The organism is Fodinicola acaciae (genome assembly GCF_010993745.1).
Classification (GTDB): Bacteria; Actinomycetota; Actinomycetes; order Mycobacteriales; family HKI-0501; genus Fodinicola; species Fodinicola acaciae.
Genome location: NZ_WOTN01000002.1, coordinates 1,992,758 through 2,016,215 on the forward strand (window position 1 = coordinate 1,992,758; position 23,458 = coordinate 2,016,215).

At 67.5% G+C, this 23,458-nt stretch carries 24 protein-coding genes and 1 pseudogene; 14 read left to right on the forward strand and 11 right to left on the reverse strand.

The features are described from left to right. Nucleotides 1-7 precede the first annotated feature (7 nt). Nucleotides 8-934 (forward strand): hypothetical protein, encoded by a 927-nt coding sequence (locus GNX95_RS24660; RefSeq protein WP_163509745.1) that lies wholly within the window; start codon nt 8-10, stop codon nt 932-934. Between the two features lie 78 nt (nt 935-1,012). Here GNX95_RS24660 and GNX95_RS24665 read toward each other — a convergent pair whose 3' ends face one another. Next, nucleotides 1,013-2,209: a Gfo/Idh/MocA family protein gene (locus GNX95_RS24665; RefSeq protein WP_163509746.1), complete on the reverse strand. Its 1,197-nt coding sequence runs from the start codon at nt 2,207-2,209 to the stop codon at nt 1,013-1,015. Nucleotides 2,210-2,261: 52 nt separating this feature from the next. On the opposite strand from GNX95_RS24665, the gene GNX95_RS24670 reads away from it, so the two are divergent. From GNX95_RS24670 to GNX95_RS24685, 4 genes are all read left to right on the forward strand, one after another. After that, entirely contained in the window at nt 2,262-3,167 is a 906-nt protein-coding gene (locus tag GNX95_RS24670; protein WP_163509747.1) for a helix-turn-helix domain-containing protein, read from the forward strand. Between the two features lie 104 nt (nt 3,168-3,271). Then, entirely contained in the window at nt 3,272-3,502 is a 231-nt protein-coding gene (locus tag GNX95_RS24675; protein ID WP_163509748.1) for a hypothetical protein, read from the forward strand. 41 nt (nt 3,503-3,543) lie between these two features. Next, the gene (locus GNX95_RS24680) at nt 3,544-4,707 is read left to right on the forward strand and encodes a sensor histidine kinase (RefSeq protein WP_222853943.1); all 1,164 of its coding nucleotides are present in this window, start codon (nt 3,544-3,546) and stop codon (nt 4,705-4,707) included. A gap of 1 nt (nt 4,708) precedes the next feature. Beyond that, nucleotides 4,709-5,374: a response regulator gene (locus tag GNX95_RS24685; protein WP_246281719.1), complete on the forward strand. Its 666-nt coding sequence runs from the start codon at nt 4,709-4,711 to the stop codon at nt 5,372-5,374. A gap of 523 nt (nt 5,375-5,897) precedes the next feature. Here the strand turns inward: GNX95_RS24685 and GNX95_RS24690 are convergent. The 6 genes from GNX95_RS24690 to GNX95_RS24715 form a co-directional block, all read right to left on the reverse strand. Beyond that, the gene (locus GNX95_RS24690; protein ID WP_163509750.1) at nt 5,898-6,650 is read right to left on the reverse strand and encodes a phosphatase PAP2 family protein; all 753 of its coding nucleotides are present in this window, start codon (nt 6,648-6,650) and stop codon (nt 5,898-5,900) included. A gap of 103 nt (nt 6,651-6,753) precedes the next feature. Continuing rightward, nucleotides 6,754-7,797: an alpha/beta fold hydrolase gene (locus GNX95_RS24695; protein WP_163509751.1), complete on the reverse strand. Its 1,044-nt coding sequence runs from the start codon at nt 7,795-7,797 to the stop codon at nt 6,754-6,756. 48 nt (nt 7,798-7,845) lie between these two features. After that, nucleotides 7,846-8,151, reverse strand: coding sequence for a transcriptional regulator (locus GNX95_RS24700; protein ID WP_163509752.1), 306 nt, complete (start codon nt 8,149-8,151; stop codon nt 7,846-7,848). Further along, complete coding sequence (locus GNX95_RS24705) at nt 8,148-8,606, reverse strand: hypothetical protein (RefSeq protein ID WP_163509753.1); 459 nt, start codon at nt 8,604-8,606, stop codon at nt 8,148-8,150. The genes GNX95_RS24700 and GNX95_RS24705 overlap by 4 nt, the downstream gene beginning before the upstream one ends. 59 nt (nt 8,607-8,665) lie before the next feature. Further along, nucleotides 8,666-9,757 (reverse strand): enolase C-terminal domain-like protein, encoded by a 1,092-nt coding sequence (locus GNX95_RS24710; protein ID WP_163509754.1) that lies wholly within the window; start codon nt 9,755-9,757, stop codon nt 8,666-8,668. Then, entirely contained in the window at nt 9,754-12,882 is a 3,129-nt protein-coding gene (locus GNX95_RS24715; protein ID WP_163509755.1) for an FAD-binding and (Fe-S)-binding domain-containing protein, read from the reverse strand. Before GNX95_RS24715 ends, GNX95_RS24710 begins: the two co-directional genes overlap by 4 nt. A 544-nt stretch (nt 12,883-13,426) precedes the next feature. Between GNX95_RS24715 and GNX95_RS24720 the strand changes: the two genes are divergently transcribed. Genes GNX95_RS24720 through GNX95_RS24740 form a run of 5 tightly spaced genes read left to right on the forward strand, consistent with a single transcriptional unit; the run spans nt 13,427 to nt 17,334 of the window. Next, entirely contained in the window at nt 13,427-14,431 is a 1,005-nt protein-coding gene (locus GNX95_RS24720; protein ID WP_163509756.1) for an SDR family oxidoreductase, read from the forward strand. Further along, nucleotides 14,428-14,769: a hypothetical protein gene (locus GNX95_RS24725; protein WP_163509757.1), complete on the forward strand. Its 342-nt coding sequence runs from the start codon at nt 14,428-14,430 to the stop codon at nt 14,767-14,769. The genes GNX95_RS24720 and GNX95_RS24725 overlap by 4 nt, the downstream gene beginning before the upstream one ends. Next, a complete protein-coding gene (locus GNX95_RS24730) occupies nt 14,766-16,481 on the forward strand; it encodes a glycoside hydrolase family 15 protein (RefSeq protein WP_246281720.1) in 1,716 nt (571 codons plus the stop codon). Before GNX95_RS24725 ends, GNX95_RS24730 begins: the two co-directional genes overlap by 4 nt. A 47-nt stretch (nt 16,482-16,528) precedes the next feature. Then, nucleotides 16,529-17,080, forward strand: coding sequence for a DUF4383 domain-containing protein (locus GNX95_RS24735; protein WP_163509759.1), 552 nt, complete (start codon nt 16,529-16,531; stop codon nt 17,078-17,080). Nucleotides 17,081-17,082: 2 nt separating this feature from the next. After that, complete coding sequence (locus GNX95_RS24740) at nt 17,083-17,334, forward strand: hypothetical protein (RefSeq protein ID WP_163509760.1); 252 nt, start codon at nt 17,083-17,085, stop codon at nt 17,332-17,334. Here GNX95_RS24740 and GNX95_RS24745 read toward each other — a convergent pair. Continuing rightward, nucleotides 17,327-19,180, reverse strand: coding sequence for a CheR family methyltransferase (locus GNX95_RS24745; protein WP_163509761.1), 1,854 nt, complete (start codon nt 19,178-19,180; stop codon nt 17,327-17,329). The two genes, GNX95_RS24740 and GNX95_RS24745, sit on opposite strands and share 8 nt — an antisense overlap. A gap of 108 nt (nt 19,181-19,288) precedes the next feature. Here GNX95_RS24745 and GNX95_RS24750 point away from each other — a divergent pair, with 108 nt between their 5' ends. Next, the gene (locus tag GNX95_RS24750) at nt 19,289-20,287 is read left to right on the forward strand and encodes a chemotaxis protein CheB (RefSeq protein WP_163509762.1); all 999 of its coding nucleotides are present in this window, start codon (nt 19,289-19,291) and stop codon (nt 20,285-20,287) included. On the opposite strand, the gene GNX95_RS24755 is transcribed toward GNX95_RS24750, so the two are convergent. After that, nucleotides 20,270-20,992, reverse strand: a complete 723-nt coding sequence (locus GNX95_RS24755) for a hypothetical protein (RefSeq protein WP_163509763.1) — start codon at nt 20,990-20,992, stop codon at nt 20,270-20,272. The two genes, GNX95_RS24750 and GNX95_RS24755, sit on opposite strands and share 18 nt — an antisense overlap. Here GNX95_RS24755 and GNX95_RS44405 point away from each other — a divergent pair. Beyond that, nucleotides 20,968-21,312 (forward strand): annotated as a pseudogene (locus tag GNX95_RS44405) (alcohol dehydrogenase catalytic domain-containing protein); the annotation flags it as partial. The gene GNX95_RS24755 and the pseudogene GNX95_RS44405 overlap by 25 nt on opposite strands. Nucleotides 21,313-21,866: 554 nt before the next feature. On the opposite strand, the gene GNX95_RS24765 reads toward GNX95_RS44405, so the two are convergent. Continuing rightward, nucleotides 21,867-22,280: an STAS domain-containing protein gene (locus GNX95_RS24765; RefSeq protein WP_163509765.1), complete on the reverse strand. Its 414-nt coding sequence runs from the start codon at nt 22,278-22,280 to the stop codon at nt 21,867-21,869. Nucleotides 22,281-22,402: 122 nt separating this feature from the next. Here GNX95_RS24765 and GNX95_RS24770 point away from each other — a divergent pair, with 122 nt between their 5' ends. Both GNX95_RS24770 and GNX95_RS24775 read left to right on the forward strand, forming a co-directional pair. After that, nucleotides 22,403-22,600, forward strand: a complete 198-nt coding sequence (locus GNX95_RS24770) for a hypothetical protein (protein ID WP_163509766.1) — start codon at nt 22,403-22,405, stop codon at nt 22,598-22,600. Nucleotides 22,601-22,736: 136 nt separating this feature from the next. Beyond that, nucleotides 22,737-23,147, forward strand: coding sequence for an STAS domain-containing protein (locus tag GNX95_RS24775; protein ID WP_163509767.1), 411 nt, complete (start codon nt 22,737-22,739; stop codon nt 23,145-23,147). Here the strand turns inward: GNX95_RS24775 and GNX95_RS24780 are convergent, their stop codons facing one another. Beyond that, nucleotides 23,148-23,438 carry a WhiB family transcriptional regulator gene (locus GNX95_RS24780; RefSeq protein ID WP_163509768.1) on the reverse strand — a complete coding sequence of 97 codons (291 nt, stop codon included), beginning with the start codon at nt 23,436-23,438 and terminating at the stop codon, nt 23,148-23,150. It abuts the gene before it with no gap. Nucleotides 23,439-23,458: the final 20 nt, after the last annotated feature.

Here is a 23,458-nt window from a genome sequence, read left to right on the forward strand (position 1 = left end):
TGCTGCGATGACGGTCTTGGACTGGTTGCTCGACACGGATCCGGGCCTGCGCTGGCAGGTGCTGCGTGACCTCACCGACTCGCGGCCGGAGGCGGTGGCCGCGGAGCGCGCCAAGGTCGCCACCGAAGGTTGGGGCGCGAGGCTGCTTGCCGCGCGCGGCGACGACGGTCTGTGGGCCGGCGGGGCCTGCTTTCCGGTGGACTATCAGTGGGGCTCCGCCCCCGGTCAGCCGTGGACCGCGACTTATCCGACGCTGGTGCTGCTGCGTGAGCTCGGCGTCGAGCCCGAGGCGGTGCGCGACGCGATCGCGGCCGTACGCGACACCTGCCGGTGGGAACACGCCGGCCAGCGGTTCTTCGACGGCGAGGTCGAGCCGTGCATCAACGGCCGCACCGCCGCTCTGTGCGCGTACTTCGGCGAGGACGCCGCCCCCATCATCGAGCGGCTGGTTGGCGAGCAGCTGGCCGACGGTGGCTGGAACTGCGAGGCCGAAAACGGGTCCGTACGCTCGTCGTTCAACACGACCCTGTGCGTGCTCGACGGCCTGTTGGAATACGAGCGGGTCACCGGCGGCACGGCGGAGTCGGCGGCGGCGCGGCAGCGCGGCGAGGAATATCTGTTGGAGCGGCGGCTTTTCCGGCGGCTGAGCACAGGTGAGATCGTCGAGCCCGGCTGGCTCGGGTTTTCGTTTCCGACCTGGTGGCATTACGACGTGCTGTGGGCCCTGGACTATTTCCGTCTGGCTGCTGAGAAACCCGATCCGCGGACGGCCGAGGCGATCGACCTCCTACGGTCGAAACAGCAGCCGGATGGCCGGTGGTTGCTGGAAAACACGCATCCAGGCGCGGTGCATGTCGCCATGGAGGACGGCGACGGCCAGCCAAGTCGTTGGAACACCTTGCGCGCGTTGCGCGTGCTGGACTGGGCCGACTGAGTCCGGCGCACGGGACGTATGCGGTGCGCTGGACCTGCATGGGACGCCTGAGGCCGGACAATCGGGACCCGATTGCGGCTATCTGGCGTCCGGGTCACCGAAGTCCGGGATGTCCAGGCGTACGCCGCCTTTCAGCGCCGACTGGTGGGCGACGATGCCCGGCAACGTGTAGCGAGCCGCCGTCCACGCGTTGACCGGCGGAAGCGTGCCGGTGTTGACCGCGGTGACGAAGTCGTCGGCGAGGAAATGGTGGCTGCCCTCGTGGCCGTTGCCGGCGGTCGCGAACTCCTTCGGCAGCCGCGACCGGTCGTGCACTGGGGCCGAGCCGGAGGTGAAGGCGTCGCGCAGCGCCGGCGCCACGTGCGCGAGCGACGGGTCGTCGGGATCGACTCCGGTGCTCGGCTTGAGATGGTCGGTGATGTCGGTGACGCCCTCCTTGTCCTGCCACAGGCTGACGGTGGCCAGCTGCTCCAGGCTGCCTTCGGTGCCGAAAAACCGAAACCGCGACTCGCGGATGTGCGACGGATAGCCGACCCGGCGAAACTCGTTGGTGCGAAACGATCCGCCGCCGGCGACCTCGAAAAGGCCGGTGGCGTTGGAAAAGTCGTTGCCGAACATGCTGACGTCACGGTCGAAGACGCCGTCGCCGCGCTCGTCGACGACACCGATCGCCGACACGCTGGTCGCGTACGTCTGCCAGGCGCCGAGGATGCCGCCGATGGAATGGGTCGGATACATCATCGGCGGATAGCTCGCGGTCGCCTTCCAGTTGTCGCCGCCGGAATACTGGTATGCCGAATAGAAACCGAGGTCCATGTCGTGGACATAGTCGCCTTCTGCATAGAAAAGACGACCGAAGGCGCCGGCCGCGAGCTGGTTGCGCGCGTGTACGGTCGCCGGGTTGTAATGGCTGGTCTCACCCATCATGTAGGTCAGGCCGGTCGCGCGTACGCCGTCGATGATGTCCGCGATTTCCTGCTCAGTCACCGCCATCGGCACCGCTGAGTAGACGTGCTTGCCAGCGCGCAGCGCCTGCGCGACGAGCGGTCCGTGCGTCCACCGCTGCGTGAAGATCGCTACGGCGTCCACATTGGACTCAAGGACGGCGTCGTACGACGGCAACGTGCCGGCCAGGTCGTGGTCGACGACCAGCTTGGCGGCGCGGTCCGGCAGCAGGTCGGTGGCGAAGATGTCGCCGACGCCGGGATGCAACCGCCACAGCCGCGCGAACGCGCCGGCGAACTGGCCAGCACCGACGATCGCCAGAGAAAACACGCGTGGACTCCTCAGCTGGAGACGACGTGGACGGATTCGACGCTACGAGCCTATGATCCGCGAAGTCTTCAGCGATGAGAGCGGGAAGATCTTGGATCCTCAGGTCGAGTCGGCCGGGTTGATCGGCTGGGCCGGTGAGCCGGCGGTGATGCACGCCGCGCACCAGCACGACGACCTCGAGCTCAACCTGGTCGCCGACGGCGGCACGATGCTCTACCTGTTCGGCGGCGTACCGGTCGAGGTCGGTCCCGGCTGCATGGCCGCCTTCTGGGCCGCCGTGCCGCATCAGCTGGTGGCCAACTCGGCCAACCACGTGCACTGGGTCTACGTGCCGTTCGAGACGTTTTTGGCCTGGGGCCTGCCGGATCAGCTGGTCAGCCGGCTGCTGTCCGGCGTACCCCTGGTGTCCGCGCCGGAGGCCGCGAGCGCGACCGATCCGGTCAGCTTCGCCCAGTGGGCCGCCGACCTCGGCAGCGACCAGGCCGAGCGGCGGCGGATCGCGCTGCTGGAGGTGGAGGCGCGGGTCCGGCGGCTCGCGCTGGCGACCGTCGGTCAGCCGGCGCGGCAGTATTCCGGAGCCGATCCGGCATTGCGGCAGGTCGTCGCGATGGTGCGGCACATCTCCGAGCACTTCCGCGAGCCGCTCGGTGTCGCCGACATCGCCGCCGCCGTGCGGCTGCATCCGAACTACGCGATGCCGCAGTTTCGCAAGGTGATGGGTACGACCATCGGCGACTATCTCACCCGGCGCCGGCTCGCCGAGTCGCGCCGGTTGTTGGTGACCACCGACCTGCCGATCGAGAGGGTCGCCGCGGAGTCGGGATTTGGTTCTATCAGCCGGTTCTACGCGGCGTTCACGGACGGATGTGGAAGTCCGCCGGCCCGTTTCCGGCGGCAGCACCGGGTGTCACCGTCCACATTGGACGTATCACGGCCGGCTTCGACCAAAGTCGGATGACCGGCGCCGCCTTTGGTGGACGCGGGCCGGCGACCCGGGTCCGATGTGCGAAGTGGCCGCGACGGCGACGCTGAGATCGGACAAAGTCGTCGAAGGAGGAAACCGTGAACAGGGGTGGCTATCTCGCGCTGCAGATCGTCGGCATGGTGACGGTGATCGTCGCCGCTCAGGCCGCCATCCGCAGCCTCTTCAACCACGCGCAGACGCAGCTGTGGGGTGTGCTCGACTGGGTGCCCGGCGGCTGGGGCGGCCGGCTGGTCGTGTTGGTGCTGGTCGCCGCCGCCGGTGTCGTACTCGCCGGCTGGGCTCACGACCAGGCCAAGGCGGCCAGGTAGTCGGTCGGGGCGAGATGGATCATGATGAGCCGGTGAACGCGATGCCGCCGTTGCGGCTCTGGCAGCATGCGTGGCGGCTGCTGGCGGCCGCGTTCGTCGGGGTCGTGGTTTGGCTCATCGCCGCCTCGCAGGTGCCACCAGGTGCGTACGACGCGCGCGTACGGTGGCTGCTGCTCGGTGATCCGCTGGTCGGCCTGCTCTGCCTGGCCGCCGTGGCCTGGCGACGCCGCTATCCGCTGACCGTGACGACCGGCGTGGCGATCGTGTCGAGCGCGTCGACGCTGGCCAGCGGCGCGGCGCTGCTGGCGGTGGGGTCGCTGGCGACGCGCCGGCGTCCGGTGGAGACGACCGTGATGGCGATCCTCTGCGCGGCCACCGGCGTGTTGAGCGACAACCTCTATCCGCGGGTCGGCGGACCGGATCCGCTGTGGCTGCAGATCGCCCTCCCGGCGCTGACCGTCGGCATCGTCGTGGCCATCGGTGTCGCGGTCGGTGCGCGGCGCGAGGAACTGCGTTCGCTGCGCCAGCGCGCCGAGAGCGCCGAGAGTGAGCAGGCCGCGCGAGCCGCCGAGGCGCGCATCGTGGAGCGGCACCGGATCGCGCGCGAGATGCACGACGTACTCGCACACCGGATCTCCCTGGTGGCCATGCAGGCCGGCGTGCTCGGACATCGCGCCGACCTGCCGTCCGACCAGGTCGCCAGGTTGGCGCGCGGCGTCGCCGACGGGGCGCATCAGGCGCTGGAGGAGTTGCGCGACGTGCTCGGTGTCCTACGCGCCAGCCAGACCGGTGCCGAGCCGCCGCAGCCGTCGCTCGCCGACCTGCCGGCGCTCGTCGAGGACGCGCGGGCGCTGGGGGCGGACGCGACGCTGACGACCGTCGACGGCGCGGCGACGCCGCCGGAGGTGGTGGCGCGTACGGCATACCGGATCGTCCAGGAAGGCCTGACAAACGCCGGGAAACACGCGCCGGGCGCGCGCGTACGAGTCAGCGTCGAAGGTGCGCGCGGCGACGGCTTGCGCGTGACTGTGCGGGACAGCGGTGCCGCTGGATCGTACGATCCGCCGCCGCGCTCCGGCTATGGACTGCTCGGCCTGGCCGAGCGGGTCGCGCTGGTGGGCGGCACACTGGAGCACCATCCGGTCGACGGCGGTGGCTTCGTCCTCGCCGCGCGGCTGCCGTGGCCTGACGAGAGGACGGACTGACGTGGCGCCGGTGCGGATCGTGATCGTGGACGACGACCAGTTGGTACGCATGGCGCTGCGGCTGATCGTCGACGGCGAGCCGGACCTGACCGTGGTCGGCGAGGCGGCCGACGGCGACGCCGCGATCGCCGTCGTGGCCGAGCAGCGCCCGGATGTCGTGCTGATGGACGTACGTATGCCGGGTCGCGACGGCCTCAGCGCGACCACCGAGATCCTCGGCCGGCCGGAGCCGCCACGGATCCTGGTGCTGACCACCTTCGACTCCGACGAGATGGTGCTCGGCGCGTTGCGTGTGGGCGCTCTCGGTTTCGTCCTCAAGGACACGCCTCCGCCGCGGCTGCTGGCCGCCGTACGCGCCGTGGCCGCCGGCGAGCCGGCCCTGTCGCCGGCCGCCACGACCCGGCTGATCGCCGCCGCCACCGGCCCCCGCTCCTCCGACGCGAGTCGCGCCGCTCGCGAGACCGCGCGTGAGCGGTTGTCCGCGCTGACCGATCGTGAGCGCGAGACCGCGCGGGCGATCGCCGACGGCCTGTCCAACACCGAGATCGCGCGGCAGCTCTACATCAGCGTGGCGACGGTGAAAGCCCACATCAGCAGCATTTTCACCAAGCTGGCGCTGGAAAACCGCGTCCAGATCGCCATGCTCGTGCGGGACGCCAGCGACTAGACGACCTATTCCAAGGGCTCAACTTGAGTTCTCACCCGATGCCAGGAACTTAACGTCCGGTCCGAACCCGTTCGTGATCGTTTCGGCACATCGAGTGTGGGAAAATCCCGCATCCCAAGGCAGATTTCACCGGGATTACCGACGCGCCGCCACGTAGACCTACTCGCTTAATTGTCTACCCAAGCCGGACATCACAGTGAAATGTCTGTTGTCGGTAGACGGGAATACAAGATCAAACTCCTCCCGCCGCCTGGCGCGCGCAAGTTGGCAGTCACAACAGCATTACCTGTCTCAACAGTCACACCCGTCACAGGAGCTGTCGGTCTTGCGGGTGTGAAAGCCTTGCATCTAGCGCGAGTAACTCGACATTCACACCATCGGCGAACCTCGCAAGGCAGACATGTAGCGCTACACATGCCGTCGAGTCCCACATAGTGGACCTTCTCGCCACTCACCGGGACACCATCGCCCCTCCGGTGTCGCCACCCAACCAAGCCACAAAACAGACCGCACCTCCCCGTGCTTACGCACGCCCCTGCCGGGGTGAAAATAGATCATCTAGCCGTCTCGGCTTGACCAGTCTCACCAGCCTGGTCAACGAAATCGCGACCGCGACGAGCGCCACGCCCGCGACGACGTCCAGGACATAGTGGTGCCCGGTCACCAGGACGACAAGTGCCGTGAGCAGTGGAAAAAGCCAGACCAGCCAGGCGGTTCGCGGAGAGCGCGGCCGCAGCGCCGACCAGCCGGCGTACGCACACCAGGTCGTCCACGCCACGTGCATGCTCGGCATCGCGGCCAACAGATTGACTCCCGGCTGCGGCGTACGCGCCGCGGCGCCGCCCAGAATGTCGTGCGTCGCCAGGTGGTCGACGACGCCGTTTTCGGCAAACCGCGGCGGAGACTCCGGATACAGCCAGACGAGCAGCAGATCGATGACCATTGTCACCACGAGTACGGTCCGCAGCCGGCCGTATCGTGCCGGCAGGAACATGTAAAGGCAGATCAGCATGACCGGCACGGCGACAACGCAAAGCCGGTAGAAATAGCCGGCGAGACAAATCGCGACCGGTTGCCCAAGCATCGCGTGGTTGAGCGGAAGTTCGACCGCGATGCGCAGAGCCTGCTCCAGCTGCTGGACGAGCAGTGCGTTGTTCGTCGCCGCCGGATCGCCACGGTCGACCCCGGCGCGTGCCAGTCCGAAGGCGACATATCCGATGATCAGCAGCGGAAACTCCAGATACCAGGCCGGCCGTTGGGAGCGAGTCCAGAACATGCGCCGAGACGATACGGCGTTTTGTGAGCGGAGGGAACGAAACTTGCCAAGATCGACAACGATCCCCGGCAACGCGCGCGCCGGCCCATCGGACACGGCCCAACTATCGGACCACATGTTCAGCGGTCGGCGGTGGACCGCCGGCGCCGGCGACCAGCGCGGAGAAGTCGCCGTTGGAAAACCGGTCGATCAGCTGCGGCACGTAGGCGAGGCTGCTGCGGAAGTACAGCAGGCTGAGCAGGCGGCTGGCGATCAGCTCGCCGGACACCATCGCACGCACCGATCTCTCGGTCGCCCGATCGACGATCGTCATCAGTTTTGGGGATTTCGCGTACTTTTCGACGACGCGGTTCAGCTTCGTCGCGATGTCGCCGTAGGAACTGGCGCACATCATGTCGGCTCGGCAGGCGGCGCGCAAAGCGTCCAGCGAGCCCTGAAAGGACCGGCCGATGTCCAGGAAGAAGTTACGTTCTGCCGGTGTCAGCGAGGCGACAGCGACGTGCGCGATCCAGTCCGGGTTTCCGCGCTCGGCCTGCAAAGCGAGCAGCGCGCCGTAGGAGCCGCCGAAGAGGTCGACCTTCGGATATCCGAGTGCGGCCACGACCTGGCCGAGGTCGCGGGCGTTGTTCAGCGTGTCGTACGCGGAGAAGTCCACTCGGTCATGCGAAAGCCGGCGCGCGCAGGCGGTGACACCGGCGCTCGTACGCGCCGCCTGTTGCTCTGGAAGCGCGGTCAGGTCGACGAGCGGGCCAACCACTTCCGGACATTCCAGTGCCGGCTTGCTGAAGCCGACGCCGCGCTGGTCGACGAGGATCACGTCGCGGCCGGCGACCAGCGGATCGTCGGCCGGCAGAGCCGCCAACGCCGGCAACGAGGCGATCAGCTTCTCGCCAGGACCACCGCCGAGGATCATCAGCGGCGTACGCGTCGGCTTCTTGCTGGCGATGACGGCCACCGCGAGCTTGTTTTTGGCCGTGGCAGCCGAGTCATAGCGCAGCGGCACGTCGACCAGTCCACATCGGACGTTGGTGGCGGTCGGCGGCACCGGCACCGGACACGGCGTCGGGGTGAGATGCGATGTCGGCGCGGCTGCCGTCGTCAGGCCGGCCGCGAGCGCGAGTGTGGTCAGGGCATGGCGCATCGCCATGCCGGAGAAGGAAAACACGATGGCCCTTCGGCCGGTGGGGGTCTGGTGTTATTTCTCGACTGGTACGGCGGAAATGATCTGTCGCAGTGCGGCGACGTGGCCTTCGAAAGCCGTGCGACCGCGGTCGGTCAGCCGCAACGTGGTTCGCCGGCGGCGGCCGGCGCCTTCCTTGCGTACGTCCACATAGCCGGCGTCGGCCAATGTGGACATCTGTTTGGACAACGCCGAGTCGCTGAGGTCCAGCGACTCGCGCACGTAGGCGAACTCGGCCCATTCGGTGGCCGCCAGCAGGGCGACCAGCGACAGCCTCGTGGTGGGGTGGATGAGCTCGTCGAAACCCTCCGGTGCGCTCATGACCGTTCGCGCATCCAGACGCTCAGCCGTGCCTGGCCGATTTTGGTGACCACGAAAAAAAACGCCGCGACCACCACGCCGATGACCAGGCCATGCAACGGCACCCCAAGGACGCCGACGATCAGCGAGGTCACCACGATGGTCGCGATGATCGCGGCGATGAGGCCGGTGGTCACCAGCAACAGCCGCGAAATCGACAGATCGGACCGGCGTGCACGTGCGCGAGCGCGCCGCAGCGCGATGGCCAGCAGCACGCCGACTACGACGAAATATCCAGCGTAAACGCCGATACGCGCGCCGCCGGGCAGATTCAGGTCGGAGATCGCGCAGAGAGCCACGATCGCCACGCAGCTGCCAATCAGATACCAGGTCGGCATCCGGGTCGCCGTCGCGCGCACCTTACGCCGGGTTTCCTCCACTGCCTGCAGGCTCGAACGAGCTTCTTCTATGTCCACAGCATCCTCCGTTAACTTTCCTACTGGGAAAGTAGCACTCGACTTTCCTGGTAGGCAAGTCAACGGACCGCGTACGTCTCGGCGTCCGCCTCCTTGAAGGTGAAGCCGTGGCCGGCGGCGGTCAGGTCGGGAGCGACCTGGCCGCCGGCCGGGTCGAATGTGTCGTCGAAGAGCCGCGACTCGATCCGGTCGTGGTCGGCAAACCATTCGATGTGCCGGAAGTTTGGCGTGCTGGCGGCGATGTGCGCGGACAGGTTGGGCGCGCAGTGCGCGGAGACGTCGCGGTTGGTGGCGGCGGCGAGTGCGGCGATGCGTTGCCACTCCGTGTATCCGCCGCAGCGCGTCGCGTCGATCTGCAGGCAGTCGACGGCCTGCGCACTGAGCATGCGGTGGAAATATGGCAGGTCATAGCCGTATTCGCCGGCGGCGATGTCGATCGTGGTGGCAGCCCGCAGCTCGGCCAGGCCGGCGAGGTCGTCGCTGGAGACCGGCTCCTCGAACCATCGCACGTCGAGCTGTTCGAGTTCACGCGCGACCCGGCGCGCCAGGCCAGCGCCATATCCGCCGTTGGCGTCCACGTAAAGGTCGGTGTTGGCACCGATCGCCGTCCTGGCTTCGTTGACGCGTTCCAGATCGCGGCCGACGTTTTTCCCCCAGGACTCACCGATCTTTATCTTCACACGCGGAATTTTCTGGTCGTGGACCCAATGCGTCAGCTGTTCCTGCGCCTGCTGCCGGTCGTACGTCGTGAAACCGCCGCTGCCATAGAGCGCCACCTCGTCATGGACCCGGCCGAGCAGGCTCGCCACCGGCACGTCCAGGATTCGCGCGGCGGCGTCCCAAAGTGCGATGTCGACGGCCGAGATCGCGGTGGCGACCAGGCCGGACAATCCGATGTTGCGGACCGCGCGCTGCATGGCATGCCAGCACGCGCGTACGTCCAGCGACCTGCCGACAACGACCTTGGCCAGCGTCGAATTGATCAGAGTGGCCGCAGACGCATCCGTGTATGTCCAACCGAGCCCGGTGGCATCGCCGGCGTCAACCGTGACGACCACCAGAGTCGTGTTGTCCCAAGCCAAAGTGCCGTCGGCTTCCGGTGTGGCGGTGGGGATCCGGTATGCGCGGGCACGTACGGCATCGACGGTCATCGCCGAGCCCCTAGCCTCCGTGCGCTGATCGCGACGCCGACAGCGGCGGCAGCGGCTGTGGCGGCCAGAGCGGCGACTTTCGCTTGTTTGCTCGGTGGGTTCGGCCGCGCCGGCAGGCCATCGGGTGATGCCGGCAGCGCCGCGGCCAGCAGCTCGGCAAGATGCATGGCCTCGCGTCCACCGGAGTCGAACTCGTGGATCTGCGTGCGGCAACTGAAACCGTCGGCCAGCGCGACCGCGTCATGGTCGTTGTCACGCAGATGCGGCAACAGTACGCGCTCGGCGCAGGCCTCGCTGACGTCCAGATGTCCGGCCTCGAAGCCGAAGTTGCCGGCGAGTCCACAACATCCGGAGTCCAGCCGGTCCGCCTCGACGCCAGCGCGCGACAGCAGCTCGTTGTCGGCGTCCCAGCCGATGACCGCGTGCTGGTGGCAGTGGACCTGAGCCACCGCGCGTACGCCGTCACTTTTCTCTGCCGTGTCACCGATCGCCCGCTGAGTGGCGACCAGCTGGTCTGGCTGGATCTTCGGCGGCTGATAGCCGGGCGAGTGCTGAGTCAGCAGCTCGGCCAGCGTGACCGTCTGGTCGCGCAGCCGGCGGATGTCCTGGTTTTCCGGGAAAAGCTCGGCTGCGTCGGAACGGAGGACGGCTGTGCAGCTCGGCTCCAGGCCGACCACCAGACCGCCTTTGTGCAGGTGTGGCGCCAACATGTCGACCGTACGCATGAGGATTTTCTTGGCGGTGGCCAGCTGACCGGTCGAGATCCAGGTCAGCCCGCAGCACATCGGCTCGGTCGGCACCACCACGTCCCAGCCGGCGTCGGTCAGCACTTTCGTCGCGGCCACACCGATGTGCGGATGGAAGTGGTTGGTGAAGGTGTCCGGCCACAACAGTACGCTGCCGCGTCTTCCGTCACCACCACGATAATGACGCTGATGCCACTGCTGGAACGTCTGTGGCGCGAAAAGCGGCAGCTCGCGGTTTTCCACGCCTGCCACGATTCTCGCCAGCCGCGACAACAGTGGCGTGTGCGTCAGCAGGTTGGCGGCACCGGCCAGCCGCGCGCGGCCGACGACCTGCGCCAGCGCAGGCAGCCACCCCATCGACAGGTCCGACCGCGGCCGACGCCACTGCCGGCCCTGGTAGTGGTGCGCCAGAAACTCCGCCTTGTAGGTGGCCATGTCGACGTTGGCCGGACAGTCGGTTTTGCAGCCCTTGCAGGCAAGACAGAGGTCGAGCGCGTCGCGTACGGCCGGCGACCGCCAGCCGTCGCCGACCGGACTGTCGTGATGTCCGTCCAGCATCTCGAAAAGCAGTCGCGCGCGGCCCCGGGTGGAGTGCTCCTCCTCGCCGGTCACCTGATAAGACGGACACATCACCTGTCCGCCATCGGTGTGGTGCTGGCGGCAGCGCCCGACGCCGACGCAGCGGTTGGCGGCCTCGGCAAACGACCCGCCATCGTGCGGATAACGGAAGAACACGTCCTGCGGGGTGGCCGGTGACCAGTCGCCGCCGAGCCGCAGGTGCTGGTCGGCCGCCGCCGGATGGATGACCTTGCCGGGGTTCATCCGGTTGTCCGGATCGAAGATGTCCTTCAGCTCGGCGAAAGCCTGCATCACCTCACCGCCGAACATCTTCGGCAGCAGCTCGCCGCGGGTCTCGCCGTCGCCGTGCTCGCCGGAGAGCGAGCCACCGAAGTCCACCACCAGATCGGCCGCGCGACGCAGAAAGTCATGGTATGCAGCGACGCCGTCGGCGGTGTAGAGGTCAAACGGAATCCGCGTGTGTACGCAGCCATGGCCGAAATGGCCGTAAAGACTCGGTCCGGTGTCGCTCGCGTAACCGAACTCGTCGTAAAGTCCGTGCAGTCGCCGTAAATAGTCGCCGAGTCGGTCCGGCGGCACCGCCGAGTCCTCCCAGCCTTCGAACGTGTCCGGCCGCCCCGGCACGTGCGCGGTTGCGCCGAGACCGGCCTCGCGCACCCGCCACAGCTCGTGTTCGTGCCGTGGATCGTCGAGCACCTTCACCTGCGGATCGTGTTCGCTTTCCTTGAGCGATTTCATCAGGTCGTGGGCGCGCCGGTCGGCCTCGTCGGTGGTGTCGCCGCCAAACTGGACCATCAGGAAGGCGTCGCCGGCCGGCAGCTCCTCCAGTGCCTGCGGATTGAGGTGTTTGATCCGTTCGTCCCGGAGCAGCTTGGCATCCAGGCCTTCCAACGCGATCGGCTCATGCGGCAGGACCGCTGGCACGGTGTCCGCGGCGGTGTAGACGTCGGTGAAACCGAGCACCACGAGCGTACGTTTTTTCACCACTGGCACCAGTTTCAGCTTGGCGCGCAGCACGGTGACCAGCGTCGACTCACTGCCGACCAGCAGGCCGGCGATGTCGAAACCGTGTTCTGGTAACAGGGAATCCAGGTTGTAGCCGGACACCCGCCGCGGAATGTCCGGGAAACGCTCACGGATCTCGTCGGCATAGCGATCGCGGATCCGGCGCAGCCGGCGATAGATCGCGGCGCGTAAATCGCCGTGCCGCTCGATGTCCGCGTACTCGTCGTCGCTGGTCGGACCGCACCAGAACCGCGTGCCGTCATAGCACAGCACCTCGAGCGCGGCGATGTTGTCCACTACCTTGCCGGTCCGCTGCGCGGTCGCGCCACACGAGTTGTTGCCGATCATGCCGCCGAGCGTGCAGTTCATGTGTGTCGCCGGCTCCGGTCCGAACCGCATGCCGGTCGGACTGAGCTGCCTGTTCAACTCGTCCAGGACGATGCCCGGCTGGACGACACACGTGTCACCATCGACCGATTCCAGCCGATGGCAGTATTTGGACCAGTCAATGACAATCGCGGTGTTGGTGCACTGTCCGGCGAGGCTCGTGCCGCCGCCGCGCGACAACAGCGGCGCGCCGAACTGCCGCGCCACCGCGACCGCCTCGACCGCGGCCTCCGGCGTACGCGGCACGACGACGCCGATCGGCACCTGCCGGAAATTCGACGCGTCGGTGGAATAGGCCGCGCGCGTACCGTCGTCAAACCGCACCTCGCCGTCGACCGCCTCGCGCAGCGCATTCTCCAGCCGTTCGGCTTTGGACACCTCCATGACATGCACGGCACCGTCTCCCATCGCTCATCCGCGCCAACCGGATACCACCTCTGGGTGGTCGCAAACCCCAACCGTTGCCATATGCAAATTTCCGGAGGGGCCGCCGGCTCGGGTGTTTGCTTGGCTCGGCCGCTGGTGTGAGAGCGAGCCGCCACATCAGTCTCAGGAGCATTGTCTGCCCCAACAGTCACATCAGTCACAACACGTGATGGCCGTGCGAGTGTGAAAGCCGTTTTCTTGCATCCAGCGCTAGTAACTCGACATTCACACCATCCGCGAACCTCTCAACACGGACATTTAGCGCTCCACGAGCCTTCGCATCCCACATACTGGACCTTCACGCCACCCGCCGGGACGCCATGGCGCCTCCGGCGACCCAGCCACACTCCCGGACCACCCCACAAACAAAACCGCACCGCGGCACCCAACCCAACCACAGACAAGACCCCGCGCCCTCCCCTTGAGGTCGCCCGCCGCGAAGGCGCAACCACCCAGTCAACGCAACAAAGCTTGCAGTATGCAAATGTCGGGTTTTGCCGGCGCTCGATGTGGGTACGCGCTGGTCATGAGTAGACGGACAGTCGTGGTGACCGGTGCCAGTGGTGGGATCGGCCGGGCCTGCGCCCGTGCGTTCGCGGCGCGTGGCGACGCGGTCGCGTTGTTGGCCAGAGGCGAGGACGGCCTCCAGGCTGCGGCCGCGGACGTACGCGATGCCGGCGCGCAGGCGTTGCCCGTCCAGGTCGACATGGCCGACCAGGAGCAGGTTTTCGCCGCCGTGGACAAAATCGAGGCCGAGCTCGGGCCGATCGACGTGTGGGTCAACGTGGCGTTCACGTCGGTTTTCGCGCCGTTCAGGGACATCAAGCCGGCCGAGTTCGCGCGCGTCACCGAGGTCAACTATCTCGGTTATGTGTACGCCACGATGGCCGTGCTGCCGCGGATGCGCGAACGCGACAGCGGCACGGTCGTGCACGTCGGCTCGGCGCTGGCCTATCGCGGCATTCCGCTGCAGTCGGCGTATTGCGGCTCCAAGCACGCGATCCAGGGTTTTCACGAGTCGCTGCGCTGCGAATTGTTGCACGAAGGCAGCAATGTCAACGTCACGATGGTGCAGATGCCGGCGGTGAACACGCCGCAGTTCAGCTGGGTCCTGAGCCGGCTGCCGCGGCACGCGCAGCCGGTGCCGCCGATCTACCAGCCGGAGGTCGCCGCCGACGCGGTGGTGTACGCGGCCGACCATCCTCGGCGCCGCGAATACTGGGTCGGCTCCAGCACGGTGTGGACACTCGTCGCGAACGCGATCGCACCTGGCCTGCTTGACCGTTATCTCGCCAAAAGCGGATACGCCGCGCAGCAGACCGACGATGCGAACAACCCGCACCGGCCGGCGAATCTGTGGAAGCCGGCCGACAAAGCAAGTGACTTCGGGGCGCACGGTGAGTTTGACCGCAGGTCGCACAGCCGCGATCCGCAGTTGTGGGCCTCGCGCCATCACGCCGTCCTCGCCGGTGCCGGTGCACTGATGGCCGTGGCGGCCGTCGCGGGCGTACGAAAGGCGCTGCGCCGGTGATCGGCGCTGGCCGGCTCGTCGGCTTGGTCACGATAACCGGCGGCGCGTTGACCGCCGGCGCGGGTGTGGCGCGGCTGGCGCGGTCTCCGGACGCCACGACGGCCACGATGGCGGTCGTCCTGGGGTCGCGGCAGGTCCTGCAGGGCGCGGTCGTCGCCGCGTTGCCACATCGCCGGATCGTCGCCGCCGCTGCCGTTGTCGACGTGCTGCACGCGATCAGCATGGCCGCATGCGTGCCGGCGGCGCGGCATGCGCGTACGCGGGCATTGGCCACCGCCAGCGCCGCGCTCGCGACATTCGCGGCCGTGGTGGAAGCGAATCTCGCGAGGGCGTCGTGAGCTCGCCGTATGTGCTGCGCGAGTATTCGCTCGTCGCCGACGGCGAACGTGGTGCGCTGTGCGGACCGGACGGCAACATTTCCTGGCTGTGCGTGCCGAGTTGGCACGACGACGCGGTGTTCGCCGACCTGATCGGCGGCGACGGAAGATACGCCGTGACGCCGGTCGAACGCTATGTGTGGGGTGGCTATTACGAGCCGGCGACGCTGATCTGGCGACACAGCTGGGTCACCATCGACAATCGCGTCGTCGAATGCCGCGATGCGATGGCCGCACCGGCGGATCCCCGATATGCGGTGCTGCTGCGGCAAATCAGCGGTTCTGGCGGCACGGTCGAGATCACCCTGGACTTACGCGGCCGGTTCGGCGCCGAGCGGATGTCCGAGCTGCGCCAGGACGACTCCGGCCGGTGGACCGGACGCTCCGGCTCGTTGCGTTTTCGTTGGTCCGGCGCGGATGACGCGGTCGTCACCGACTCCGGTGAACTGTCGGCGAGGTGGCGGCTGGAGCCGGGCCAGACCCGTGATCTCGTGCTGGAAATCGGCCGGACACTGCCGGACGAACCGACGGACGCGTCGCAGGCCTGGACGGCGACCGGGGTCTATTGGGAAAACTCGATGCCGTCGCTGCACGCGACGGTGGCGCCGCGAGACGCGCGCCATTCGTACGCGGTGCTGCGCGGCCTCACCACCAGTGGTGGCGGAATGGTCGCAGCGGCAACGATGTCGCTGCCGGAGCGAGCCGAAATGGGACGCAATTTCGACTATCGGTATTGCTGGATTCGGGACCAGTGTTACGCCGGCATCGCCGCGCAGGTCGCCGGTGCCACGGATTTGGTCGATGCGGCGGTCAGTTTCGTCAGCGAGCGGCTGATCGCCGACGGCGCTTCGATGTCGCCGGCGTACCAGATCGATGGCGAGCCGATCCCGTCGCAACGCTCGCTCGAACTCGCCGGCTATCCGGGCGGATTCGACGTGATCGGCAATCAGGTGAACAAGCAGCTCCAGCTGGATGCATTTGGTGAAGCGCTGCAACTGCTGTCGGCCGCGGTCGATCGGCTGGACACCGATGGATGGCGCGCGCTGAGCGTTGCCGTCGACGCGATCGACCGGCACTGGCCACAGCCGGAAGCCGGGATTTGGGAACTGCACGACGATTTCTGGACGCATTCACGTTTGTCCTGCGTCGCCGGCCTGCGTGCCGCGGCGAGAATCGCACCGGTCGCCGACGCCGCGCGCTTTGTCCAGCTGGCCGAGACGATCATGGCCGAGACGACCCGCCGGTGCCTGCGCTCGGACAGTGTCTGGCAGCGCAGCCCGAGCCTGATCGGTACGGACGCGAGCCTGGTCATGCCGTCCGTACGCGGCGCGCTGCCGGCTGACGATCCGCGTACGCGCAACACGTTGGCGGCCGTACGCGGTGAGCTCGCCAGCGACGGCTATGTCTATCGCTATGCGCACGGCAACCATCCGCTCGGCGAGATCGAAGGCGCGTTTTTGTTGTGTGGCTTCATGATGGCCCTCGCGCAGTTTGACCAGGGCCACCACGTCGACGCGTTTCGCTGGTTCGAGCGCACCAGGAGTGCCTGCGGCCCGCCGGCGTTGTTCGCGGAGGAGTACGACGTGCGGCAGCGGCAGCTGCGCGGCAACCTACCGCAGGCCTTCGTACACGCCGCGCTGCTGGAGACGGCGTCGCGGCTGGCGGACGCGTAGGAGCTCCGGCACCGGGTACTCGCTCCACGATCGACAGAGGAGGCGCGATGACTTCGACCAGCAAGCAGCGACTGGCTCGGGTGTATCGGACCGGCGCCGGAGTTTTCGGCTTCGTGCTTGCCGTGTACGGCGTGGTCGGCTTCGTCCAGCAGGTGCCGCTGACCGCTCACCGCGGTGAGCCGGTGCTGGGGATGCCGACGACCGGACTGCTGGCCGGCATCTCGGTGGTGACCGGCCTGATCCTGCTGTTCGCGGCGTTTCTCAAGCCGGCCATCGCGTCCACGGTGGACGTGGCCATCGGCATCCTGTTTTTGTTGTCCGGCCTGATAAACATCTGTGTGCTGCGTACGTCGCTGGAGGTGCTGGGTTTCGACATGCGCAACGTCATCTTCAGTTTCGTGGTCGGACTGGGGTTGATGACGTGTGGTTTCTACGGCCGGGTTTCCGGCAGTCTGCCACCGGACAACCCCAACTGGCGGCGCCGGCACGGCCTGCCTGAGGAGCCGCGGGAAGGCGAAGACCTCGGCCGCACCGGCTATCCCGGCGGCGGCACCGAGCCGAGCCGCGATCTCGACGCGATCGCCGGCCAGAAGGAGTGACGGTGACCGACCCCAACACGACGACACCACCGCAGGACGGCGAGCTGGCCGCGGATCCGCAGCTGGACGCGGCGGCGACCAGCGCTGCTGAGGACCTGGACGAGGACCGGCTCGGCACCGATCCGCTGGAGGACGGCATGGAGCCGCCGGAAGGTTGGTCGGAGGCCGACGCGTACGGCACGACCAGGACCGAACAACGCGACGGCGAGAGCCTGGACGACCGGCTGGAACAGGAACGCCCGGACGTCAGCTGACCTCGGGTTCCATCACCAGCATCGCGCCTTTCACGGCGCCTTTGGCGGTGCGCAACGCACCGGCGGTGACCACGACCCGCGTCTCGCGTCCCCGCCGCGTGACGGCCGTGACGACCAGTCGCTGCGGTGTCGAGCCGTCGGCGATGGCGTGCCGGATCGGCGTACGCAACTCGGCCAGCGGCAGACCGATGTCCAGGTTGAGCAGGTGCTCACCCTCGGCCTCCTCACGCCGTACGCCCCACAGGTCCTCGGCGCCGCGGTTCCACACCAGCACCCGCATTTCCGCGTCGACGACGACCAGCGAGGCACGGAACGAGGTCAGGATCGAGTCGAGGAAGTCGCTGGTGTTGTCCAGCTCCTCGCTGCGCTCGCGCAGAGCGTCGTTGATGGTCTGCAGCTCGTCGTTGGTCGACTGCAGCTCCTCGTTCATCGTCTCCAGTTCTTCGTTGGTCGACTGGAGTTCCTCGTTGGTGGTCTCGAGTTCCTCAACGGTGGACTGCAGTTCCTCGTTGGTCGTCTCGAGTTCTTCGTTGGTGGACTGCAGTTCCTCGTACGCCGACTCCAGCTGCCGGTTGGTGCGCTCCAGCTCGTCGAGCAGCCGGCGCGCCGCCGTGACGTCGTGGAAGACAATCGAGACACCGAGCAGCGCGTTGTCGGTGTGGATCAGCGGATTGATGTGCACCTCGAACCACATCGACTCGCCGCCGCGTTGCCACTCCACCTGTTCGACGCGGATGGCGCGACGCTCCACCTTCGAGTGCTCGACGTTGCTGCGCAGCTCCACCGGCCGGTAGGAGATCTCCAGGTCGCGCAGCGGCCGGCCGATGTCGCGGTGCGAGAGCCCCAACACGTTTTCGGCCTGCTGGTTGACCAGCGCGACGGTGTCGTCGCCGGTGACGACGATCTGCGCGACCGGACTGGCCAGGAACGCGTGCTCGCGCAGCTGGTCCATCTCGCTGAGGGGCGTACGCCGGTCGGGTACGAACGCCTGGCTGACCCAGTTTTGCGTGCCGGGGGTGGCAACCGTGGTCTTGCGGAAGATCCGCCGCTTCAGGTCCAGCGGACTGAACAGGTTGGCGTGGCTGAGCAGCATTTCGGCGCGACCGAGGAAAAGTACGCCGCGCGGCACCAGCGCGAAGTGGAAGCGGCTGAGCACCTTGGTCTGCGTCTCGGCGTTGAAATACATCAGCGTGTTGCGGCACACCAGCAGGTCGATGCGGGAGATCGGCGCGTCCTGCACCAGATCGTTGCGGCCGAAGATGACCGAGCGGCGCATGTCGCCGCGAAACACGTAACGACCGTTCTGCGCCTCGAAATACTTCTCCACCAGCTCGGCCGGCAGGCCGTTGAGATCGCGCTCGCTATAGACCGCCTGCCGCGCGGTCGCCAGCGCGTCGTCGTCGACGTCGGTGGCATAGATCTTGACCCGTTGGCGAAACTGCTCCTGTCCCAGCGCCTCGGCCAGCAGGATGGCCAGGCTGTAGGCCTCCTCGCCGGACGCGCAGCCGGCGCTCCAGATCCGTACGGGGTCCTGCGGACTGCGCTCGGCCAGCAGCGACGGGACGATCTCCTGGCCGATGTACTGCCAGGCCTCGGTGTCACGGAAGAACGCGGTGACGTTGATCAGGATGGTGTTGAACAGCGCGGCGAACTCGTCGGAGTTGACCTGCAGGTGGTCGATGTATTCGACGTAGTCGTCGATGCCGATCTGGTGCATCCGGTGCCGGACCCGGCGTTGCAGGCTCGCGCGTTTGTAGCCGATGAAGTCGAAGCCGCGTGACTCCTTGAGATAGCGCAGCAGGTCCTCGAAATGGTCGGCTCCGGAGCTTGCCGGTTCGTCGCTCACAGGAGAACGCTACTGCACATGATGACCGTACGACTGTTTCGACGTGGTCCGCCGGGGGCATCCCGGGGCTGGCCGGATCCTTTCCTCGGCCAGGAGGCTGGCGAACCGATGACCGAGATCGATCGGCTGGTGGTGATCGGCGCGTCGGCCGGTGGCGTGGAGGCGCTTCGTACGCTCGTCTCCGGCATCGCGCCGGACATCCCGGCACCGATCCTGGTCGTTCTGCACCTGCCGACCGGTGGCCGCAGCGTGCTGCCCTCGATCCTGGAGCGCGCCGGCCGCTTACCGGCGGTGAGCGTACGACACGAGATGCCGCTGGCCAACGGCCAGATCTACGTCGCGCCGCCGGGTCATCACCTGCTGGTCGCCGGCGACCGCGCGGCGCTTTCCCACGGCCCCACCGAAAGTGGCCACCGGCCGGCCATCGACGCGCTGTTCCGGTCGGCCGCGCGGTCCACGCTGCCGACCGTCGGTGTGCTGCTCTCCGGCGTACTCGACGACGGTGTCGCCGGTCTCGCCTCGATCGTCGCGCACGGCGGCGTCGCGGTCGCACAGGACCCGACCGAGGCGCTGTTCCCGGACATGCCGGCCGCCGTGCTGCGGGAGATCCCCGACGCGGTCTGCATGCCGAGCTTGAAGATCGGTGAGACGCTGACCGAGTGGCTTGCGGCACTCAGCGAAGCACACGCGGCGGCCGCCGGATCGGACGACGTGATGCTCATGGAAGACGACATCGCCAGGGGAGCGGGTGACCGGCACGGCCACCTCGGCCGGCTGGCCGGCATCAGCTGTCCGGACTGCCACGGCCCGCTGTCCGAGATCGACCCGGGATCTCGCCGGTATCGGTGCCGGGTCGGCCACGCGTGGACCGCGGCCGCTCTGCTGGACGCCCAAGCCGTCGAGTTGGAGCGCGCGTTATGGACCGCTCTGCGTACGCTGGAGGAGCGCGCCAGCCTGGCTGGCAGATTGCAGAGCGAGGCACGGCGGCGCGGCAGCGACACGCTGGTCCGGCGTTATGGCGACATGTTCGAGGAGTGTGGCGACGCTGCGCGGGTCATCCGGCAGCACTTGCTCGCGGCCGACCAGCAGTCACCGGCCGACCCGTAGCGTGGCCCAGACGACCTTGCCGCCCGACGGCGTCGGGTTGCAGCCCCATGCGCGCGCGGTGGCGGCGACGATGGCCAGCCCGGACGGTTTCTTGATGCCGTACGCGCCTTCGCGCAGGACCGCCGGGTAGGGGCTGTCGTCGGAGACGGTGATGCCGAACAGGCCGCGGCGCAGCTCCAGCCGCAGGTCGAAGCCGGAGTCGGTGTGCACGATGGTGTTCTCGGTGAACTCGGTGGCGATCGCCATGGCCGGCATGGTGAGGTCGAGCAGCTGCCACTGCGCGGTGATGTCGCGGACGAAACGACGCGCCAGGCGTGAGCTCGCGGGGGCGTGCGGATACGTACGTCGTACGCGGCGTCGCCTCGGTTGGTCCGGCAGCGAGCGGACCGCGGCCGCGACGCTGTCGTACAACGGCACGAACCTGGTGACCGCGGCTCCGGTCAGACGCCGGTGTTGCTCGCCTTCCGCGACCAGCAGCAGTGGTGTGGCCGGCCATTCGCTGATCTGGATCCAGACCGAATAGAAGACGCTCATGAACTCCAGTGCGCCGATGCGCAGGTCGCCGAGGTCCACGACGATGGCCGGCGGCTCGTCGGCCGCGTGTTTGAGCAGCATGTCGCGCAGCTCACCATAGCTGGCGCGGTCGAGCGTGCCGGACGGCCGCACGTGCAGATGCGTTGGTGCGGTCGTCGCGTCGAAACGCATGTCGTTCACCTCATCGTGAGGCTACCCGTTCGTCGCCGTCATCATCGCGTGTCTCGGGTCGGTCTGCGGTCGTACGCGTCACCTCCACCGCGATCTGCGGCTACGAGCCGATGGGGATCGTGGAGGAGGTGGGCGCGCAGGTCACCGGCATCCGGCCCGGCGATCGCGTGGTGGTTCCGTTCGACATTTCCTGCGGCTCCTGTTGGATGTGCGACCGCGGCTTGTACGCACAGTGCGAGACCACGCAGGTGCGTGAGTTTGGCACCGGTGCGGCGCTTTTCGGCTGTACCAAGCTCTACGGCCAGGTGCCCGGTGGCCGAGTTCTTGCGCGTACCACGGTGGCATGACCGATCCGCTGCCGATGCTTCAGTTGTTCCAGAAGAAACAGGACGAGGCCATCAAGGTCATCCTGCATCCGTGAGTTTCACGATTGTTGGGTCGGGTTCCGTGGCGTCCCGATAGGTGCCGAGAAGGCCCACTATATGAGACACTGCAATGTCCGATTTGATGTCTTGTTGAACAAGTATTACGCAGCCCGGTGGCCTCACCCGTATTGTCAGCCACGGCAGTCACACCAGTAACACCTTGGCGCCCGCTCAATGTTCGCAAGGCCCCCATGCGTGCGTCAGATGCACGTAAGGAGGCCATGCCACCAAACCGCAAACCGGCAAGACGGACATTTAGCGCTACAGCGCCGTGATCGGCGTCCATACCGACGGGTTGCTTCCCATACGTGACCGAGCAAGCCTAGAGACCCCAGCCCCGCACGCCCGCCGCGCAGGCGAAAACCCCACCACCCACCAAGGCGCCAAACAAAACAAACAGCAACCCAGCTACGCGCCAACCGCCGGCCGTACGAGCCTTCTGGCCGCCCTCAGAGCTTCCCCAACCCCTGCCGCGCCTCACGCTCGGTGGGTTGCGGACGTACGACATCCGTGAGCCCGGTCAGCGTCAGCGGCCGCAGCACCGCCTGTTGACTGGCTACGAACTCGATCAGTTGCGCGTGCGTACGCGCTCTCTCGCGCAACTGGACCAGCGCGGACAGTCCCGACGACGCGAGGAACGTGATCCGCTCCAGGTCCACCAGCAGCCGTCCAGAGGCTTTGAGCAGTCGGGTGGCCGTGTCGAGCAGGGCCGGCGCGGTGGCCATGTCGACTTCGCCGCCGACCTGAAGTGTCGGAATGTCCCCGTCCTGCAACCAGAGTGCGAACTCGTGGCCTTTCAGGCCGACCGGAGTCACCTCGACCGTGCCTGCGGCACCTGTGCGGTGCCACGCGTGTTGTCCCACCGTGACACTCCTCAGCGGCTCGTGAAAACGGCTGCTTCATAACCGCTACGCCAACCGTAGCCGCGTCCTCACCCGCGAGCAACGTCCTGTTTCACCGCCTCGCCAGCGGGTAGGCAGCAGGCATGACCGACGAGCAGAAAGCGTACGCGGAGCTGTACGACGGCATCGACACCAGCGAGTACTCGCCGCGGCAGCGGGAGGAGGACGACGCGACCGCGCCGTGGCTCGACGACGACAAGCGGTCGGCCGCGGAGGACGACGCCGATGACCGGCAGCCGGCCGAGGAGCAGGCCGTACGCGTGGACGAGGAGCCGGACTGAGGCCGCGACCTTTTGCGGCCAGTTGGCATGGCTCGTAGGGTGGCGGCAGCGGCTGTATCTGCGCGATGGCCGCGGGATCGGTCAGGTGAATGATCACGCGGTGCGGCGAACCGCACACACTGTTAGGAGCCGCCAGATGGGTCGGCAGGAACGCACGATCGGAAATGACCGAGGCAGATTTCAGCAAGCCGCGCAGTCGGACGAATGCGTCTCCATCAACGTCCGGCTGGCCGGCTTGGACGCGCCGTCGGTGGTCGAGGTCAGCGGCGAGGTGGACATGACGACCTCACCGATGGTGATCGCCACGGTGAACGAGCTGCTCGACGACGGCGCCAGCGTCATCGTCGACCTCAGCGGCGTGACATTTCTCGGCTCGTCGGGCCTGGCCGGCCTGGTCGAGGTCACCGACCGCGCGAGCGAACGCGATCGGCAGCTGGCCATTGTGGCCAACAAACCGCCGGTCGTACGACCGATAGAAGTCACCGGGCTGCTGTCGCACCTGCCGACCTTCGCGTCGCTCAACGAGGCGCTGGCGCAGTTCGCCTGATCAGGCGACGCGCCGGGCGGCCAGCAGTTGTTCGCGTTCGTGCTCGTCGAGTCCGCCCCAGATGCCATACGGTTCGCGGGTGCTGAGTGCGTACTCGCGGCAGCGCCGCAGCACCGGACAACGCGTGCAGAGCGCCTTGGCGCGAGCCGTCCGGCGGGACCGTGCCGGGTCGCGCTCGCCGATCGGATGGAAGAACGCGTCCGGGTCCGCGTCCGCCTGGCGGCAGCGGCCAAACCGCTGCCAGTCCCAGGACTCGGCGACCGGCCGGGGAAGCTGCTTGGTCATTGCCATGCGTACACCGCCTCACACTG

Excerpts from the sequence above, each read along its gene's own strand:
- GNX95_RS24770 (WP_163509766.1), top strand. The coding sequence starts at position 22,403 with ATGACCGACGAGCAGAAAGCGTACGCGGAGCTGTACGACGGCATCGAC.
- GNX95_RS24680 (WP_222853943.1), top strand. The coding sequence starts at position 3,544 with ATGCCGCCGTTGCGGCTCTGGCAGCATGCGTGGCGGCTGCTGGCGGCC.
- GNX95_RS24720 (WP_163509756.1), top strand. The coding sequence starts at position 13,427 with ATGAGTAGACGGACAGTCGTGGTGACCGGTGCCAGTGGTGGGATCGGC.
- GNX95_RS24780 (WP_163509768.1), bottom strand. The coding sequence starts at position 23,438 with ATGGCAATGACCAAGCAGCTTCCCCGGCCGGTCGCCGAGTCCTGGGAC.
- GNX95_RS24735 (WP_163509759.1), top strand. The coding sequence starts at position 16,529 with ATGACTTCGACCAGCAAGCAGCGACTGGCTCGGGTGTATCGGACCGGC.
- GNX95_RS24710 (WP_163509754.1), bottom strand. The coding sequence starts at position 9,757 with ATGACCGTCGATGCCGTACGTGCCCGCGCATACCGGATCCCCACCGCC.
- GNX95_RS24700 (WP_163509752.1), bottom strand. The coding sequence starts at position 8,151 with ATGAGCGCACCGGAGGGTTTCGACGAGCTCATCCACCCCACCACGAGG.
- GNX95_RS24715 (WP_163509755.1), bottom strand. The coding sequence starts at position 12,882 with ATGGGAGACGGTGCCGTGCATGTCATGGAGGTGTCCAAAGCCGAACGG.
- GNX95_RS24750 (WP_163509762.1), top strand. The coding sequence starts at position 19,289 with ATGACCGAGATCGATCGGCTGGTGGTGATCGGCGCGTCGGCCGGTGGC.
- GNX95_RS24755 (WP_163509763.1), bottom strand. The coding sequence starts at position 20,992 with ATGCGTTTCGACGCGACGACCGCACCAACGCATCTGCACGTGCGGCCG.
- GNX95_RS24660 (WP_163509745.1), top strand. The coding sequence starts at position 8 with ATGACGGTCTTGGACTGGTTGCTCGACACGGATCCGGGCCTGCGCTGG.
- GNX95_RS24690 (WP_163509750.1), bottom strand. The coding sequence starts at position 6,650 with ATGTTCTGGACTCGCTCCCAACGGCCGGCCTGGTATCTGGAGTTTCCG.
- GNX95_RS24775 (WP_163509767.1), top strand. The coding sequence starts at position 22,737 with ATGGGTCGGCAGGAACGCACGATCGGAAATGACCGAGGCAGATTTCAG.
- GNX95_RS24670 (WP_163509747.1), top strand. The coding sequence starts at position 2,262 with ATGATCCGCGAAGTCTTCAGCGATGAGAGCGGGAAGATCTTGGATCCT.
- GNX95_RS24695 (WP_163509751.1), bottom strand. The coding sequence starts at position 7,797 with ATGGCGATGCGCCATGCCCTGACCACACTCGCGCTCGCGGCCGGCCTG.